General features: G+C 50.6%; 15 protein-coding genes. 11 read left to right on the forward strand and 4 right to left on the reverse strand.

Going from position 1 to position 17,740, the window contains the following annotated elements; all coding sequences use genetic code 11:
- Window positions 1-8: 8 nt before the first annotated feature.
- Both BZG78_RS08505 and dinG read right to left on the reverse strand, forming a co-directional pair.
- Window positions 9-782 carry a TSUP family transporter gene (locus BZG78_RS08505; RefSeq protein WP_021022492.1) on the reverse strand — a complete coding sequence of 258 codons (774 nt, stop codon included), beginning with the start codon at window positions 780-782 and terminating at the stop codon, window positions 9-11.
- 14 nt (window positions 783-796) lie between these two features.
- The gene (dinG, locus tag BZG78_RS08510) at window positions 797-2,869 is read right to left on the reverse strand and encodes an ATP-dependent DNA helicase DinG (protein ID WP_077660945.1); all 2,073 of its coding nucleotides are present in this window, start codon (window positions 2,867-2,869) and stop codon (window positions 797-799) included.
- Between the two features lie 536 nt (window positions 2,870-3,405).
- On the opposite strand from dinG, the gene BZG78_RS08515 reads away from it, so the two are divergent.
- Together BZG78_RS08515 and BZG78_RS08520 are read left to right on the forward strand one after the other, a co-directional pair.
- Window positions 3,406-4,416 (forward strand): porin, encoded by a 1,011-nt coding sequence (locus BZG78_RS08515; protein ID WP_077660946.1) that lies wholly within the window; start codon window positions 3,406-3,408, stop codon window positions 4,414-4,416.
- 88 nt (window positions 4,417-4,504) lie between these two features.
- The gene (locus BZG78_RS08520; protein WP_242413003.1) at window positions 4,505-5,152 is read left to right on the forward strand and encodes a DUF2057 domain-containing protein; all 648 of its coding nucleotides are present in this window, start codon (window positions 4,505-4,507) and stop codon (window positions 5,150-5,152) included.
- Between the two features lie 136 nt (window positions 5,153-5,288).
- Here BZG78_RS08520 and BZG78_RS08525 read toward each other — a convergent pair whose 3' ends face one another.
- Window positions 5,289-5,672, reverse strand: a complete 384-nt coding sequence (locus BZG78_RS08525) for a hypothetical protein (protein WP_077660947.1) — start codon at window positions 5,670-5,672, stop codon at window positions 5,289-5,291.
- 418 nt (window positions 5,673-6,090) lie between these two features.
- Between BZG78_RS08525 and BZG78_RS08530 the strand changes: the two genes are divergently transcribed.
- The 9 genes from BZG78_RS08530 (at window position 6,091) to BZG78_RS08570 (ending at window position 15,831) form a co-directional block, all read left to right on the forward strand.
- Entirely contained in the window at window positions 6,091-6,558 is a 468-nt protein-coding gene (locus tag BZG78_RS08530) for a YbaN family protein (RefSeq protein WP_077660948.1), read from the forward strand.
- A 37-nt stretch (window positions 6,559-6,595) separates the two neighbouring features.
- Window positions 6,596-7,141, forward strand: coding sequence for an adenine phosphoribosyltransferase (gene apt, locus BZG78_RS08535; RefSeq protein WP_021022485.1), 546 nt, complete (start codon window positions 6,596-6,598; stop codon window positions 7,139-7,141).
- A 57-nt stretch (window positions 7,142-7,198) separates the two neighbouring features.
- Complete coding sequence (gene dnaX, locus BZG78_RS08540) at window positions 7,199-9,439, forward strand: DNA polymerase III subunit gamma/tau (RefSeq protein ID WP_077660949.1); 2,241 nt, start codon at window positions 7,199-7,201, stop codon at window positions 9,437-9,439.
- Between the two features lie 24 nt (window positions 9,440-9,463).
- On the forward strand, window positions 9,464-9,793 hold the full coding sequence (locus tag BZG78_RS08545) for a YbaB/EbfC family nucleoid-associated protein (RefSeq protein WP_021022483.1): 330 nt from the start codon (window positions 9,464-9,466) through the stop codon (window positions 9,791-9,793).
- Window positions 9,794-9,796: 3 nt separating this feature from the next.
- A complete protein-coding gene (recR, locus tag BZG78_RS08550) occupies window positions 9,797-10,405 on the forward strand; it encodes a recombination mediator RecR (RefSeq protein WP_021022482.1) in 609 nt (202 codons plus the stop codon).
- Between the two features lie 201 nt (window positions 10,406-10,606).
- On the forward strand, window positions 10,607-12,502 hold the full coding sequence (htpG, locus tag BZG78_RS08555; RefSeq protein ID WP_077660950.1) for a molecular chaperone HtpG: 1,896 nt from the start codon (window positions 10,607-10,609) through the stop codon (window positions 12,500-12,502).
- A 155-nt stretch (window positions 12,503-12,657) separates the two neighbouring features.
- Window positions 12,658-13,302: an adenylate kinase gene (gene adk, locus BZG78_RS08560; RefSeq protein WP_021022480.1), complete on the forward strand. Its 645-nt coding sequence runs from the start codon at window positions 12,658-12,660 to the stop codon at window positions 13,300-13,302.
- A gap of 163 nt (window positions 13,303-13,465) precedes the next feature.
- Window positions 13,466-14,440 (forward strand): ferrochelatase, encoded by a 975-nt coding sequence (gene hemH / locus BZG78_RS08565; RefSeq protein ID WP_077660951.1) that lies wholly within the window; start codon window positions 13,466-13,468, stop codon window positions 14,438-14,440.
- Window positions 14,441-14,529: 89 nt separating this feature from the next.
- Complete coding sequence (locus BZG78_RS08570; protein ID WP_077660952.1) at window positions 14,530-15,831, forward strand: inosine/guanosine kinase; 1,302 nt, start codon at window positions 14,530-14,532, stop codon at window positions 15,829-15,831.
- A 70-nt stretch (window positions 15,832-15,901) separates the two neighbouring features.
- Here BZG78_RS08570 and asnB read toward each other — a convergent pair whose 3' ends face one another.
- Complete coding sequence (gene asnB / locus BZG78_RS08575; protein ID WP_077660953.1) at window positions 15,902-17,569, reverse strand: asparagine synthase B; 1,668 nt, start codon at window positions 17,567-17,569, stop codon at window positions 15,902-15,904.
- Window positions 17,570-17,740: the final 171 nt, after the last annotated feature.

Consider the following 17,740-nt stretch of genomic DNA (forward strand, 5'->3'; position numbering starts at 1 on the left):
AACGGCGATTAAAACCAAGCATCAACGGCCAGTTTACCGGCTAAAATCACCACCGCGGTCACAAAAATAGGTCGAATAAACTGACTGCCAAAACGTATCGCGGAGTGGGCGCCAATAAACGCGCCTAGCATTAAGCATACGCCCATGGTCAGCCCAAGCGCCCAGTTCACATGGCCCAAAAGCGCAAACGCCACCAATGAGGTAATATTACTGGTGAAGTTCATCGCTTTCGCCAGTCCGGAAGAGAGTAAAATATTCATCCGATAGAGCGACATGGTAGACACCGTCCAAAATGCGCCCGTACCCGGACCGGCAACGCCATCATAAAAGCCCAACGACAGGCCTTGGCTCCATTGCTTCATCGGTAACTTAGGGCAGCGCGCGGGGAGCTGGTTGTTATCTCCTTTAGGGTGGGGATGCCAAACGGTGTAAATCGCTGCCACAAGCACCACCACGGGGATCGCCTTTTCTAACCATTCAGTGCTTAGCACATCAACCAGTAAAGTCCCTGCAGTTGCGCCAATCAAGGTGCCCCAAAACGCGTGTTGCCAAAATAAAGGCGAAAAAAGACGTTTTTTATAATAGGTAAAGGCAGCGGTGCTGGAGGCAAAGGTCGCGGCCAGTTTATTGGTACCTAATGCCACATGGGGCGGCAAACCCAGTGATAACAGGGCTGGAACAGTCAGCATGCCGCCACCGCCGGCGACGGCATCGATAAAGCCGGCGACAAAAGCAGTCAGCCCTAGGATCACTAAGGTCGAAAGATCAATCAATTCAAGCATAGTCACTCGTTAATTTAAGGTTCGATCACGCGTTTGAATGGCGGCAGCGAGTCGAGTAAAGATTGGCCATATCTGCGGGTGATAATGCGCCGGTCAAGAAGCACTACCTTACCAGAATCTTCCTCTTTGCGCAGTAGACGACCAACTGATTGCACCAGCTTTTTACTCGCTTCTGGGACCGCGATTTGTAAAAACGGATTGCCACCGCAGCGTTCAATGTACTCCGCGTGAGCTTCTTCCACTGGAGAAGTGGGGACCGCAAAGGGGATTTTTGTAATAATGAGATTAGTCAATAAGTTACCGGGTAAATCTAAGCCCTCGGAAAAACTGCCGGTGCCAAAAATGATGCTGGTTTTGTCCGCACTGACTGCTTGCTGATGGGCCTTTAATAGCGCCGTGCGTGATTGTGTGCCCTGACAGAGCAGTTGCCAGTCGCGTTGTGTGACCGTTTGCTCAATGGCTTGGGTGACTTGTTTCATCTGCCAATAAGAGGCGAACAATACCAAGGACGCTCGCTCGCCCTCTAGGTGCTCAATAATTTTCTCGCTCAGTGCCGCCGTAAAGGCACTGGCTTGCGGCTCACAAGGCATGGTTGGGATCACCAAGCGCGCTTTATTGGCGTAATCAAACGGCGAGGGCAAGGCTAAATAACGCGAACCATCGCTTTCACTCAGTCCGACTTGGCGGCAAAAATAGCTAAAGCGATTCAGGGCACGCAAGGTCGCAGAAAACAGGCCAACCCCGGCGGCGCGAGACCAGAGCATTTGATCCAGACGCCAGCCTACTTCTAAGGGAGAGACATGCACCCACAGATCCCCCTCGCGCTCACGGCAGGCTTGCACCCAACGGGCAAGCGGTGCGCCTTTATCGGCATTCGGTTGGGCCATTAAGGTCCAGACTTTTTCTAAATTTTCTAACCGTTGGAGGAAAAACGCGGTTTCGGCAAGCGCCGGATCAGCCAGTTTGGCAGAAATGTCATTTTCTTTCAGACGCTCATTGATCAAATCATGGATCTTTCCCAATGCCTGATGGGCTTTTTTGCTCGCGGTTTTAAGCTGCTCACTGGGCGCAATCAGGGCTTCGGGCAGTTCACCGTCGGCAAAGCGATAACAACCGTCGTCGTTGAGCGACAGTTGACTGAGCATGTTTTTTGCCTCGCGTAACCCTGGGATCAGGGTTTGTATCGCCTCGAGTAAGCTATCGACAAAGCGGTGTGCACGTTTGATATCCGCAGTGTTCCCGAGTTTAGTGGCGGCTTGATTGAGCTTTTCTAACCAGCCCACCACGCCAAGCAAACTGGCACTGGCGGCAGAAAAATCGCGCGCCACCGTGGGAAGGTGGTGCGCCTCGTCAATCATATACAGGCACTGCTCTGGCTCGGGCAAGATCACCCCGCCGCCGAGTTCGAGATCGGCGAGCAGCAAGCTGTGATTGACCACCACCACATCGGCTTTATCCATCGCCTCGCGTGCTTTGGCAAAGGGACAACCACGGTGAGCGGGCAGGCCAGCATGGCAGGTGTGTTTGTCAGAGGCGATCGCTTGCCATAGGTGATCGGCAATCGGTTTGGGCCAGCTGTCGCGGTCGCCATCCCATTTTCCTCGACTCAGAGCGGCGTAAAGATCATTCAGCAGCAATTGCTCGCTGCGCTTAGGTTTTTGGGCAAATAGCGCCCCTTGGATGCTCTCGGTATCTGCCACTGCACTCAGCTTGTGTGCACAGCAATAACGTTGCCGCCCTTTCGCCAAGATAAAATCAAACGGCTTGGGGCAGATACGATGAAAAAACGGGATATCTTTATCGGCGAGCTGCTCTTGCAACGCCACGGTTGCGGTCGACACCACCACTTTTTTATTGTTGTTAAGCGCAAACGGGATCGCGCCCATCAAATACGCCATTGATTTGCCCACCCCTGTGCCGGCCTCGGCCACCAGTAGCCGACGCTTGGGGTCATAATCACCCGCCAAGGTTTTGGCCAGCTCTGCCACTAAATAGTTTTGRGCTTTGCGCGGAATAAAGTGGGGAAGTTGGTCTTGTAGCGTTTGGTAGCACGCGCGAATGTCTGATYTTACGGCAGGGCTGAGCATCAACAGGTCCGAGTAGTAAAGGATAAGCCCCAGTATAACACGGGGAAAAAACGTGAAAACGATCGCGAAATGTAAGTTTTCCTTACAGATATGAGATCTTGGTCACGAATTTAATTTGAACCATTCGCTGCTATCTTGCTGATCTGCCGTTTGATTAACAAAAAGCCGTATTTAAGCTGTTGATTAGTTTTTTATTCTAAAAATTAAATAATAAAAGACATTGGTCAGAATTTTATATCGCAAAGGGGTGTTGTTAAATTTCATCAACGCACACTGCTAACGAGGTTTAAACTGTGATCTTAGTTCATTAATGTTTCCTATCTGTTTGTTTTTAAGTGTTTTTTGTCTATTTTGTAATGCGCTTCCAGCCAGTTGACAGAACCTCAAATGTTCTGCACGATTAGCCACGAAGTTTCAGTGAACTGGCATTTTGTGCTTCGCAGCGTTTGCTGCTGGTAACAGAGTGACAGTCACCATAAAACAGAGTTCCATGAAGGAACTCATAATGATTAAATAGAAAAGGCAGTGGATTAACCATGAAAAAGACTATTCTAGCAATGGCAGTACCAGCTCTGCTGGCTGCTGGCTCAGCATCAGCAAGCATCAACCTGTATGACGCAGAAGGCGTTAAAGTCGACGCATCGGGTGCCGCTGAAGTTCAGTACATCCAAGAAATCGGTAACAACCAAGACGGCAAATGGCGTCTAGACGATGGCGACTTCGCTATCAATACTGAAGTAGCGGTTTCAGATAAACTTTCTGTCATCGGTGCAATGGCATTTGAATTTGAAATGAATGATGCCAACAGTAACTATAAAGACAATGATGTTGCTGCAGGTGTCGAAACAGGCGAGAACCGCTCGAACGTCGAAAATGACGAGCTTTACGTAGGTTTTAAAGGTGACTGGGGTCAGTTCACTGCTGGTCGTCAATACTTGCTGATGGATGATTCTGGTATCACTAAAGATTACGAGCTATCAGCAAACAGCTTTGGTGCAGACTATGAGCAAGCAGCTCAAGTCGGTAAATACGTGTATGATAACGGTACTTTCTACGGTGCTGCAACCTACACTGATAAGAGCGATGGCATTGACGATAACTCTCAAGCTGGCGATGATGTTCGTGTATACGAAGCTCGCCTTGGTTATCGTGTAGCAGACGTTGACGCACGTGTTTACTATCAAAAAGCGGATAATGTTGACCGTAATGGCAACGACGACAAAGATGCATACAACTTTGAAATCGAATATGCAGGTATCGAAAACGTTGGTCTAGCAGCATCGATTGGTCGTACCTCTTCAGATATTGGCGGTATCGATACCGACACAGACTACACCTCAATCGCAGCTGACTACACCATGGGTAAAACCACCTTTGCTATCGGTTACGATAACAAAGACGAAGATGGCAAGTCTGATGTGAATGGATACTACGCCAACGTGACTTATGCACTGCACAGCAACGCACACGTGTATGCAGAAGTGGGCGATAGTGATGAAGATGAGAAAGATTGGGGTTACGTAGCAGGTATGGAAGTTAAGTTCTAATTGAGCTTAAATCCTATTGCTAAGTTGTAGCACTGATTACAAAAGCCGCCTTAGGGCGGCTTTTTTCGTCGTACCGTTTGGAGTGACAATGAAAAAGTTAACAAAAGCCGCATGGATGCTGGGTGCACTGATGGCATCGAGTGTCATCCATGCAGCGGAAATTACCTCCGCCCGTCATATTGAATTTTTAGTGGTGGATGGCAGCAAAATCAGTTTTGACAACTGGGCGCCGCAGCAGACCATTGAGCTTGCTAATGGCACCCATCAGTTGGTGATGCGCTTTGACGGCGAAGTGAAACGCGGCAGTAAAGAGGTGATTTTTACCTCGCGCCCGTATTTGTTTGAGCTTAACGTTGATGGCCGCGATGCCACCATCAACATTGATACCAACCTACGGGTGAAAACCCAGGCGACCAGCTATTTTGATGATAACCCACAATGGCAGGCTGAGTTTGATAATGGCGAGGTAATGCCGTTAGAAGCCGTCGAGCTTAAAGGTGATGGCTTTGGCGCCTATGCCGATATGGAAGCGCTGGTGGCCGAGTACAACCGCGAAAACGGTATTATTATCGACCAAGGTGAAAGCAAAAACCTTAACGACGTGTTAGTCGAGGTGGACGACCAAGGACAAGCCTCAATAAAAGGCGATGCCTTGTCGCAGCTTAAGCTTTGGTATACAAAAGCCAGCGACCAAGAGCGTAAAACCTTCCGTCGTTGGATCATTGATCAAGATTAAGCGCGTGTTCGGGGGAGGCGTGGTAGTCAGTATCACCCACTTGACAGCTTTACACGGTCAATAAAAAAACGCGCCCAGCTGATGCTGGGCGCGTTCCGTTTAAGCCACGGTGAGACAAGCGAAAGTCGACCTGGGCTCACACCGATTTACGGGGGCCCGTTGTCGCGCGGCGAGTGGCCGGATCGTGGTGATAATAGTTTGATGCGCGGCACTGCGGACAGCGCTGCTCCGCGGCATCATTGATTAAATCATCGAGTGGAATGTCACTCTCACAATCGGCACACAATCCGTAAATTTCCAAATCCATGGCACACAAAGCCGCATCGACTTTTTCCAGACGTTCACCGAGGCAACGAATTGCGCCAGGTAGGCCTTGGCTTTCTTTGATCAGCTCTGTGACAGTCAGGGTGTCGCAATGCTTGTCCCAGTCTTCACGCAAACGCGTGGTTAAGGTGGCGATCAGCTCGGCACGCTCACGAGTGAGCTTACGCCGTAGCTGCGCAAGAGTATTTGTATCCATGGTCAGTTCGCTTGATTGGCTAAATGACGTTTATCATGACCCAATGCACCAAGTTGTTACCCTGATGTAAATCAATAATCGGATTAAAACCTTACAAAACGTCCGTTTTTAGCGGGGCTAAGCTAGGCTATAGTAGCTGCTCACTGATGTTATGTTGTTGTGAGCGTTGTAACCTATGAATCACGAATTTAAAGAACCTTATAACCTAAAGTATTTTATCGGCTTTTTGTTGGTCTTACTGATCCCCACCTTACCCGCAAGCCTCACTTGGCTCGGGATTGTATTTGGCGGTTAATTACCGCCTTATTCATTACCGCCTCATTTTTCCTCAGCTCGCCCTGTACCCATCGCGGCTGGATCACTACACTGGGATAAGAGGGTCACCCTGGTGACGCGCAGCAATAAGGGCAAGTTGGCTATGCAGTCAAAAACGGTGCAGTCAAACGCGCCACAGTCAAAAGCGCGACAAACAACACCCGCGCCGCCAGCTCCATCCGTCGCTTGGCGTTGGGCGTGGAACGGTTTGGGTTGGTTTTGGGTCGCACTCGGTGCCGCCGGGGCGTTTTTGCCTGTGTTACCAACAACTCCGTTTTTGTTGCTCGCAAGCGGCTGTTTTATGCGCGGCTCTCCCCGTATCGCCAATTGGCTTCATGCCCATCCAACGTTCGGGCCAATATTGACTGACTGGTACCAACAACGCGCCATCAGCCGGCGGGTCAAAAAGCGGGCAACGGTGATGATCGTGGCCAGTTTCTCACTCTCAATGTACATGGTGCCAGCGCTCTGGTTAAAAGGCATGCTACTACTTTGTCTGATTGTGCTCTTATGCTGGTTTCTCCGCCTGCCTGAGACGGAATCTGTTGCTGGTACGGCCGAAAATTCATAACATGGCGGTTTGCGTTTTTTACCGATGAGAATTGGCCATGAGCAACGACAACTTGGATGTGATTAAACAAAGCATTCAAACCATTCCTGATTACCCTAAGCCAGGCATCTTATTTCGTGACGTCACCAGCTTGATGGAAGACCCGACCGCCTACCAGGCCACCATTGATGCCCTGGTAGCAAAGTATCGGGATCAAGGCTTTACCAAGGTGATTGGCACCGAATCGCGCGGCTTTTTATTTGGCGCGCCCTTGGCCTTAGCGCTAGCATTGCCATTTGTGCCGGTGCGCAAGCCAGGCAAATTGCCACGGGCGGTGATCAGCGAAAATTACCAGCTAGAATACGGTGAAGATACGCTTGAGATTCACAGTGATGCCATTGATGACGGTGATAAAGTGCTGGTGATCGATGACTTGCTCGCCACCGGTGGCACCATTGAAGCCACGGTCAAATTAGTACGTCGGTTGGGCGGCACCGTGGAACACGCCGGTTTTGTCATTAGCCTACCGGATATTGGCGGTGAGGAAAAACTGACGGCGCTTGGCGTTAGTGTGTACAGTTTGTGCGAGTTTGCCGGCCATTAACGGTGAACACGACGCTGGGCCTTGGGTCATTTATCAGCCACTAGGAAGCCAATTGACATGAGTTATCAAGTTCTTGCACGCAAATGGCGCCCCCATAACTTTGACGCGGTGGCGGGGCAGAGCCATGTGCTGACGGCGCTCGCCAATGCGCTCGATCATGACCGCCTGCACCATGCTTACCTGTTCAGTGGAACGCGGGGAGTGGGCAAAACCACCATCGCACGTATTTTTGCCAAAGGATTAAATTGCGAGCAGGGCGTGTCGTCCTCACCGTGTGGCCAATGCGCCACCTGCCGTGAAATTGATGAAGGGCGTTACGTTGATTTGTTGGAAATTGATGCTGCGTCACGCACCAAGGTAGAAGATACGCGCGAGCTGCTTGATAACGTCCAGTATAAACCCGCACGCGGACGGTATAAGGTGTACCTGATTGATGAGGTCCACATGCTGTCGCGGCATAGTTTTAATGCCTTGCTTAAAACGCTGGAAGAGCCACCCGAGTATGTGAAATTTTTGCTGGCGACCACGGATCCGCAAAAATTGCCGGTGACCATTTTGTCGCGCTGCTTGCAGTTTCATTTAAAACATTTTGACGCCAGTCAGATCCAAACCCAGCTCGATTACATTCTGGGCCAAGAGGGCGTCGAAGCTGACGCGCGCGCGCTGATGCTACTGTCACGTGCGGCAGAAGGCAGTATGCGCGATGCGCTGAGCTTAACCGATCAAGCGCTTGCGCTCGGTAACGGTCAGATTAGCACCCGCGCAGTAGCAGAAATGCTAGGGACCTTAAGCAGTGACAATGCGTTGTTGTTACTGGAAGCATTAGTGAATCAAGATGCGGTTGAGCTGATGAATGGGCTGGCGCAGATTGCACAAATTGGCGTCGAATGGGATGGGTTGCTTAAAGAGCTCGCAGGCCAGCTTCATCAAATTGCGTTGGCGCAAACACTGCCTCAAACCCGCGATGATGCAGAGGGTGATCACGCGCGCATACAGGCTTTAGCGTCGCGCTTAACGCCGCAAGATGTACAGCTATGTTACCAAATAGCGCTGCAGGGTCGACAAGATTTACCCTATGCCCCCGATGGACGTGCGGGACTAGAGATGGTATTGCTGCGGATGTTGGCGTTCCAGCCGGTTAAAACGGTGCCTTATGAGCCGGTGACTATTGCCGTGCCCGAACACGCCCCAACGTCGCAGGCGCAGCCAAGCGCCTCAAGTATGGCGTCAGGCGCCCAGCCCAAAGCGGCGAGCGAAAACCCTGATCCAACTCAAGCGATTAGCGCATTAAAAGCGCAAGTTGCCGCGTCGGAGCGCCGTGGGCCTGCCTCATCCGAATCATCTATCTCGGCGACACCCTCTGCGCCTGACACTAGGCCGGCCGATCCGATCGCATCTGTGCCTGATCACGCTTCGTCGGCGGCTGATCACGATGACAGCACACCGATATCGCCTGCATCGGCTCCCGCGGCAGATACGACGCCAGCAACGGACGCATCAGACGTGCCAGCCAGTGAGGCACCCGCGTCTGCGGCATCGAGTTTGATTCAAGCCCGCAACCAGCTGCGTAGCAGGATGAAGCGACAAACCAGTCAGGCCGAGTCTGGCGCAAAAAAGGCGAGACAGACACCGGCCAAGAGTGATGCATTATCTGTGTTGGATCGCGTTGCGACCGCTGCAGAATCGACATCGCCTGTGTCTGACGCCAACTCAGTCGCGACCTCCACCGCAACGCCATCTGAGCCGGTGCCCGCACGGCAACGCGACACATCATTGGCGGCGACGGAGCCTTATCAATGGCGTCCTTCTCAGCCCCAAGCCAAGGCGCCAGCCACCGCGTCGTCGTTGACGCCAAAGGCGCTCAAACAAGCGCTTGAGCATGAGAAAACGCCAGCAATGCGCGACAAGTTGGTGCAGGAGACCAACCAACAAGATCCTTGGTGTGCGTTGGCCGATAGCCTTGAGGTCGAGCGGTTGGTGAAACAAATGGCGCTTAATGCCGCTATGGCGCGTGAAGGCGACCAGGTTCGGCTGACATTAAGGCCTGATCAATCACACCTGAATACCGAAAAAGCGCAGCAACAATTAACGCAGGCCTTGACGACGGCCTTGGGCGCCCCCATAACCTTGGAGGTACAGCTCGGCACGTCGGGAATCACACCGTTAGAGCGGCGCGAGCAACTCTATCAACAAAAATTAGCGCAGGCGACACACAGCCTGCATAATGATCCGAATGTCACTTTTATGCTTCAACGTTTTGCGGCGGAGTTAGAAGAAGACAGCATTCGACCAATTTAAGACACCTAACCAAGAGAGAGAATTATGTTTGGTAAAGGCGGAATGGGCAACATGATGAAGCAGGCGCAGCAAATGCAAGAGCGCATGCAAAAAGTACAAGAAGAAATTGCCAGCATGGAAGTGACAGGCGAAGCGGGCGCAGGCATGGTGAAAGTGACCATGACAGGCAGCCATAGCATCCGTCGTGTCGACATCGATGATAGCTTGATGGAAGATGACAAAGACATGCTGGAAGACTTGATTGCAGCCGCATTCAACGATGCTGCACGTCGTGTTGAAGAGCAACAGAAAGAAAAAATGGCAGACGTGACAGGCGGTATGCAGTTACCACCGGGCATGAAAATGCCGTTTTAATCTATGCGCACCAGCCAGTTACTTGAACAGCTGATGGACTCGCTGCGTTGTTTACCTGGGGTGGGTCCCAAGTCGGCGCAGCGAATGGCGTATCATCTTTTGCAACGTAATCGCCAAGGGGGGCTTGCCCTGGCGCAGTCACTGAGCACGGCAATGACCGACATTGGCCACTGCAGCCAGTGCCGGACATTTACAGAGCAAGACGTGTGTGCCATTTGTGATAACCCGAAACGACAAGCAACCGGACTGATTTGTGTGGTTGAAAGCCCGGCCGATATTGCCGCCGTTGAAGCGACCGGCCAATATGCCGGGCGCTATTTTGTCTTAATGGGGCACTTGTCGCCATTAGATGGGATTGGGCCGGCAGATATCGGTTTAGACGTTTTGGAAAAGCGCTTGCAAAGTGAACCGATTGAAGAGCTTATTTTGGCGACCAATCCTACGGTAGAAGGGGAAGCCACGGCGCAGTACATCGCCGAGCTTTGCCAAGAACACCAAGTGGGCGCGAGCCGTATCGCCCACGGTGTTCCCATGGGCGGTGAGCTTGAATTGGTGGATGGCACCACGCTGTCGCACTCCATTATTGGCCGTCAACAGCTTAAATATCGCTAGCGGCGTCAATATCGCTAACCGCTTATCAAGCCTAACCGCCCGGTTAGGCTTTCTTTTTCTCAACTGATGTTTATTTGACCAGTCACACCTTGAAAGCGGCTGATGTGGCCCTTATATCCTGGGGTACTGAATATGAATTCTTCGTGACGTGGGTCGATTACCCACTCAGCCTTTAAACATCATAGTGTTAGGTAGATTGACATGAGCGTGAAAACCCCAGAAAAACACCAGTTTGGTTCAGATACCTCCAAATTGCTGCAGTTGATGATCCATTCTCTCTACTCAAACAAAGAGATCTTTCTTCGAGAGCTGGTCTCAAACGCGTCGGACGCCGCGGATAAGCTGCGCTTTAAAGCGCTATCAGCGCCTGAGCTGTATGAAAATGACGGTGATCTGCGTGTTCGTCTGTCTTTTGATAGCGAAGCCGGCACACTCACCGTGTCTGACAACGGCATCGGCATGAGCCGTGACGATGTTATTGCCAATCTCGGTACCATCGCCAAATCAGGCACCGAAGAGTTTTTAAAACAACTGAACGAAGACCAAAGCAAAGATTCCAACTTGATTGGCCAGTTCGGTGTCGGTTTTTACTCCGCCTTTATTGTCGCGGATAAAGTGACGGTACGTACCCGTGCTGCAGGGCTTGGGGCTGACCAAGCGGTGCAATGGGAATCAACCGGTGAAGGTGAATATACACTTGAGCCTGTTAGTAAAGCGGAACGTGGCACCGACATTACGCTGTACCTCAAAGACGATGATAAAGAGTTCCTTAACGACTGGCGCCTGCGTGAAGTGATCGGTAAATATTCGGATCACATCGGTATTCCGGTTGAAATGTGGACACAAGAGAAAGACGAGGAAGGCAACGAGACTGGCGAAGGCAAATGGGAGCAAGTGAACAAAGCGCAAGCGCTATGGACCCGTGCCAAGTCCGATATCTCTGCTGAGGAATATAAAGAATTCTATAAGCATGTTTCGCATGATTTTGCAGAGCCGCTAACCTGGAGCCATAACCGGGTTGAAGGTAAAAATGATTACACCAGTTTGTTGTATATCCCCTCTAAGGCGCCGTGGGATCTTTACAACCGCGAGCACAAACATGGACTGAAACTCTATGTACAGCGCGTGTTCATCATGGATGATGCGTCACAATTTATGCCAAGCTACTTGCGCTTTGTACGTGGTTTGATTGATTCTAACGATTTGCCGCTCAACGTGTCGCGCGAGATCTTACAAGATAACAAGATCACTCAATCGCTGCGGGGGGCGTGCACCAAGCGTGTTCTGTCGATGCTAGAAAAACTGGCCAAAAATGATGCCGACAAGTATCAAACATTTTGGCGAGAGTTTGGCTTGGTGATGAAAGAAGGCCCAGCGGAAGATTTCAGCAATAAAGAAAAAATTGCTGGCTTGCTGCGTTTTGCTTCAACCCACGAAGACAGCGCTGAGCAAACCGTGTCGTTGACCGACTATGTGTCGCGCATGAAAGAAGAGCAAGACAAGATCTACTACATCACGGCAGATAGCTATAACGCCGCGAAACACAGCCCACACTTGGAGCAGTTTAAAGCCAAAGGCATTGAAGTGATCTTGATGTACGATCGCATCGATGAATGGCTGATGAGCTACCTGACTGAGTTCGATGGCAAATCGTTCCAAGCGATCACCAAAGCGGATCTCGACCTCAGCCAATTCGACGATGAAGAGGCAAAAGCAGAGCGCGAAGAAACCGAAAAAGCGTTTGAATCTGTGGTTGAGCGGGTGAAATCTCACCTAGGTGAGCGGGTGAAAGATGTGCGCACCACGTTTAAGCTTTCAGACACCCCAGCTGTGGTTGTGACTGATCAGTTTGAAATGGGCACACAAATGGCGAAGTTGCTAGAAGCCGCTGGCCAGCAAGCGCCTGATGTGAAATACATTTTTGAGCTAAACCCAGAGCATGATCTCATCAAGCGCATGGCGGATGAAAGCGACGAGCAAAAATTTGGTACTTGGGTAGAAATGTTGCTCGGCCAAGCGATGTTGGCAGAGAAGGGCAGCATGGATGATCCGTCAGAGTTCTTGGCGTCGGTCAATCAACTTCTGACCAAGGTATAATCGACACAGGTCGAGTCAATCAACATACTCAGTGACGAACGACAAGCCCGGCCGGATGCCGGGCTTGATAGCGTTTGGCTAAGCGTGTATGTTTCGGGTCTTTGCGGCGATAGACGCAGTTTAACGAAACCTAAATAATCATAAAGGGGATCACTATGCGCATCATTCTTTTGGGTGCACCGGGCGCGGGTAAAGGGACGCAAGCGCAGTTCATCATGGAAAAATACGGGATTCCGCAAATTTCTACCGGTGACATGTTGCGCGCCGCGATTAAAGCGGGCACTGAGCTTGGTTTAAAAGCCAAAGCAGTTATTGATGCGGGCGAATTGGTGTCTGACGACATTATTCTTGGCCTAGTTAAAGAGCGTATCTCGCAAGATGATTGTGCCAACGGCTTCTTGCTAGATGGGTTCCCACGTACGATTCCGCAAGCGGATGGTCTTAAAGAGATCGGTATCGCGATCGATTACGTACTCGAATTCGACGTTCCGGACGACGTTATCGTAGAGCGTATGAGTGGTCGCCGTGCTCATCTGGCCTCTGGTCGCACCTATCACCTAGTTTATAACCCACCGAAAGAGGAAGGGAAAGACGACGTGACGGGCGAGCCGCTGGTGGTGCGTGATGATGATAAAGAAGAGACAGTGCGTGCGCGTCTAAACGTGTATCACAATCAAACGGCACCACTGATTGCGTACTATAAAAAAGAAGCCGATGCCGGCAATACCCAGTTTGTCACTTTTGACGGCACCCAAGCGGTTGAGCAGGTTAGCACCGAGATTCAAAAAGTACTCGGCTAATCAGCGCCACGCCCGATGCGGTGTAACCCTATGACGTCATCGGTATGACGGATAGCAGAAACCGGAGCAGACGATTAGTCGCTCCGGTTTTTTTATGGCAAGCTGCATGTCACTCATTACTATTATTCGCTCTTTGACTGAGCCGATGCCAAGGACAACCATCATGACAGAAAATAAACACCAAGTTGGCGTGCTATTGGTCAACTTGGGGACGCCAGATGAACCGACGCCCGCCGCGGTAAAGCGCTTTCTCTCTGAGTTTTTGYATGATCACCGAGTGGTCGATTTAACCCGCTGGTTATGGTGCCCATTATTGCACGGCGTGATTTTGCCGGTACGGTCACCCAAGGTCGCCAAACTGTATCAAAGTGTATGGATGGAGGAAGGCTCACCGTTAATGGTGTATGCCAAACGTCAGCGTGATGCGTTAGCAAAACAAGTAGATATGCCAGTTGCGTTGGGAATGACGTATGGGACACCGTCAATCATCCAGGGCATTGAGACGCTGGAGCAACAAGGCTGTGAAAAGGTTCTAATCGTACCGCTTTACCCACAATACTCGGCCACCACCACGGCGGCGGTCTTTGATAAGGTAGCCAAATCACTCAAAGGGCGACCACGTATTCCCGAATTGCGCTATGTGCATCATTATCATGATCACCCTGCTTATCAATCCGCGTTGGCGGCGTCGGTGAAACGCCACTGGGAGCAGCATGGGCAAGGAGATCGCTTGTTATGTTCGTATCATGGGATCCCGCAGCGTTTTGCCGATAATGGCGACCCGTACCCGCAGCATTGCCAACAGACTACCGCGTTGCTCCAAGCCGAATTAGGTTTGCCAGATGATGCCATTATGATGAGTTATCAATCACGGTTTGGCCGTGAAGAGTGGCTGAAGCCTTACACCGACAAAACCTTGGAAGGGTTGCCAGCCCAGGGGGTCAAAACGTTAGATATCATGACTCCCGCGTTCTCATCTGATTGCTTGGAAACCTTAGAAGAAATCGCCGGAGAGTGTCGTGATATCTTCTTAGAAGCCGGTGGCGAAGCCTTTCGTTTTATTCCATGCTTAAACGATGACAAGGCCCACATTGATTTACTTGCCGCGCTGGTGGCAGACCATACGCAAGGCTGGTAGGCAAGAAAATTCGTAGGCCAGACGCTACGCAGGCGCAAATTCTGTGATAGAATTCGCGCCTTCCTTCCATTAGCCAAGTTACACGAACCATGAAATTTCCAGGACAACGTAAGTCTAAACACTACTTTCCGGTTCATGCCCGGGATCCTTTGCTCAACCCTGCCACGGACCGCGGCTTTAAGCGCCCCCATGTCATCGGCATTGACCAAACTTTGGTCGATATAGAAGCGAAAGTAAGTGATGAGTTTCTGGAACGTTATGGTTTAAGCAAGGGCCACTCATTGGTGATTGATGATGAGCGTGCCGAAGCCTTGTATCAAGAGCTAAAAGATAACAACTTGGTGACGCATGAGTTTGCCGGCGGCACCATTGGCAATACCTTACACAATTATTCCGCATTGGCTGACGATCAGTCGATCTTGCTAGGGGTAATGAGCCAGGATATTCGTATTGGTAGTTATTCTTATCGGTATTTGTGTAACACCTCCAGCCGGATGGATCTGAACTACCTGCAACCGGTTCAAGGCCCGATTGGTCGTTGCTATGCGCTGATTGGCGATTGCGGTGAGCGTACGTTTGCCATCAACGAAGGCTTGATGAACCAACTCCATCCTGATTCGATTCCTGAGCATATCTTTGAAAACGCCTCGGCGTTGGTACTGACTGCGTATTTGGTCCGTTGTAAAGAAGGCGATCCGATGCCAGATGCGACCATGCGTGCGATCAAATATGCCAAAAAGCATAACGTGCCGGTGGTCATGACATTGGGCACCAAATATGTGATTGAACAAAATCCACAGTGGTGGCGCGATTTTCTCGCTGAACACGTCAGTGTGGTTGCCATGAACGAAGATGAAGGCGAGGCGTTGACCGGAGAAAGTGATCCGCTGTTGGCGGCTGACGCGACGCTACAATGGGTGGACATGGTGCTTTGCACCGCAGGCCCGATTGGCCTATACATGGCCGGCTACAGTGAAGACAAAGCCAAACGTGAAACGTCGCTACCGCTGCTACCTGGTGCGATTCCTGAGTTCAATATGTATGAGTTCAGCCGTCCAATGATCAAAGCCGATTGCGAAAACCCAATAAAAGTGTATTCGCATATTGCCCCTTATATGGGGGGACCGGAACGGATTAAAAATACCAATGGCGCGGGTGACGGTGCCCTCTCTGCGTTGCTGCATGATATGTCAGCCAACCGTTACCACCGTGACAATGTGCCTAACTCGCGTAAACACCAGTATCCATTTTTGACCTACTCGTCTTTCTCTCAGGTGTGTAAATACGCCAACCGTGTGAGCTATGAGGTATTGGCGCAGCACTCACCACGTCTTTCTCGCGGGTTGCCAGAACGTGAAGATAGCCTGGAAGAAGCCTACTGGGAACGCTAAGGCGAGAGGCTTTGAATGCGAAAAAAAACCGCCAATTTGGCGGTTTTTTATTGCGAGGATAAGGGCGTTGTTATTGATACGCCTTTTCATGGACAGTGCGTACGGCGCGGCCAGAGGGATCGGCTTGGTTTTTGAAAGATTCATCCCACTCAATGGCTTTGGCACTTGAGCAAGCAATGGATGGGCCGCCTGGAACGCATTTCGCCGCATCGTCGAGCGGGAAAAGCTCTGCGAAGATTTCACGATACATATACGCTTCTTTGGTGGTCGGCGTGTTGTATGGAAAGCGAAATTCAGCGGTGGCTAACTGCTGGTCGCTGACCTTTTCGTCGGCAATGGTTTTTAAGGTATCAATCCWGCCATAGCCAACCCCATCGCTAAACTGCTCTTTTTGTCGCCATGCCACTGATTCAGGCAGTAAATCGCCAAAGCACTCACGAATGATGTGTTTTTCCATTTTACCGTTACCGCACATTTTATCGTCCGGTTTGATTTGCATCGCTACTTCCAAAAATGCTTTATCGAGGAAAGGCACACGGGCTTCCACCCCCCAGGCGGCCATCGATTTGTTGGCGCGGGCACAATCGAACATGTTTAGCGCGAGCAGTTTACGCACGGTTTCCTCGTGGAATTCTTGTGCGTTGGGCGCTTTGTGGAAATACAAATATCCGCCAAAAACTTCATCGGCGCCTTCACCGGAGAGCACCATTTTGATCCCCATCGCGCGAATTTTGCGTGACATCAAATACATAGGTGTAGAGGCGCGAATAGTCGTCACATCATAGGTTTCAATGTGATAAATCACATCGCGAATGGCGTCTAGCCCTTCTTGAATGCTGTAAGTGAATTCGTGATGAACAGTCCCTAGATGATCGGCAACCTCTTTGGCTGCTTTTAAGTCAGGCGCGCCCTCAAGACCAATCGCAAATGAGTGCAAACGCGGCCACCAAGCCTGGCTTTGGTCATCATCTTCAACGCGGTTCGCCGCAAACTGTTTGGTGATCGCAGAGATCACGGAAGAATCGAGCCCGCCAGAGAGTAATACGCCATACGGCACATCGGTCATGAGCTGACGATGTACGGCACTTTCTAACGCCTCTTTGAGCGCGGCTTTATCGGTGCGGTTGTCTTTGACGGCATCATAGTCCATCCAATCGCGCTTATAGTAGCGGACAGGCTCACCCTGTTTACTCCATAAAAAGTGACCAGGAGGGAATTCGCTGATGGTTTTACATACCGGTGTCAGTGCTTTCATTTCTGACGCTACATAATAGTTACCGTGCTCATCATGGCCGTGATACAGCGGAATAATGCCAATATGATCGCGGCCAATCAAGTAGGCATCTTGCTCTTCATCGTACAAAATAAAGGCAAAAATACCGTTTAAGTAATCCAGCAGCTCAGCGCCTTTTTCTTGGTATAACGCCAAAATAATTTCGCAATCTGATTCTGTTTGGAACGGATAATCCGCCGCGAATTCGGCACGAAGCTCTTTGTGATTGTAGATCTCACCGTTCACTGCCAAAGCTTGGGTTTGTTGTGGGTTATAAAGTGGCTGTGCACCACTGTTAAGATCGACAATCGCAAGGCGCTCATGGACCAAAATAGCTTTATCTGATGAATAGATCCCCGACCAGTCAGGCCCTCGATGGCGCATGGTTTTTGACATTTTGAGCGCAACGTCACGCAATTGTTGCGGATCGGTTTTAATGTCGAGCGCTCCAAAGATTGAACACATAATTTTCCTCTCCATAGTGTTGATTGATGTGCTGTGGCAGCCATGTGCTGTGGCAGTCATATGGTGCCAACGTGGTGGCCACAATGTAGAGACACTGTGCCTTGGGGAGRGGAAATGCACAAGCAGGTAAAACAAATTCGTTATCTAAATCGTGCCAGTGATGAATATTAT

Source organism: Salinivibrio sp. MA351 (assembly GCF_001996065.1).
Taxonomy (GTDB): Bacteria; Pseudomonadota; Gammaproteobacteria; order Enterobacterales; family Vibrionaceae; genus Salinivibrio; species Salinivibrio costicola.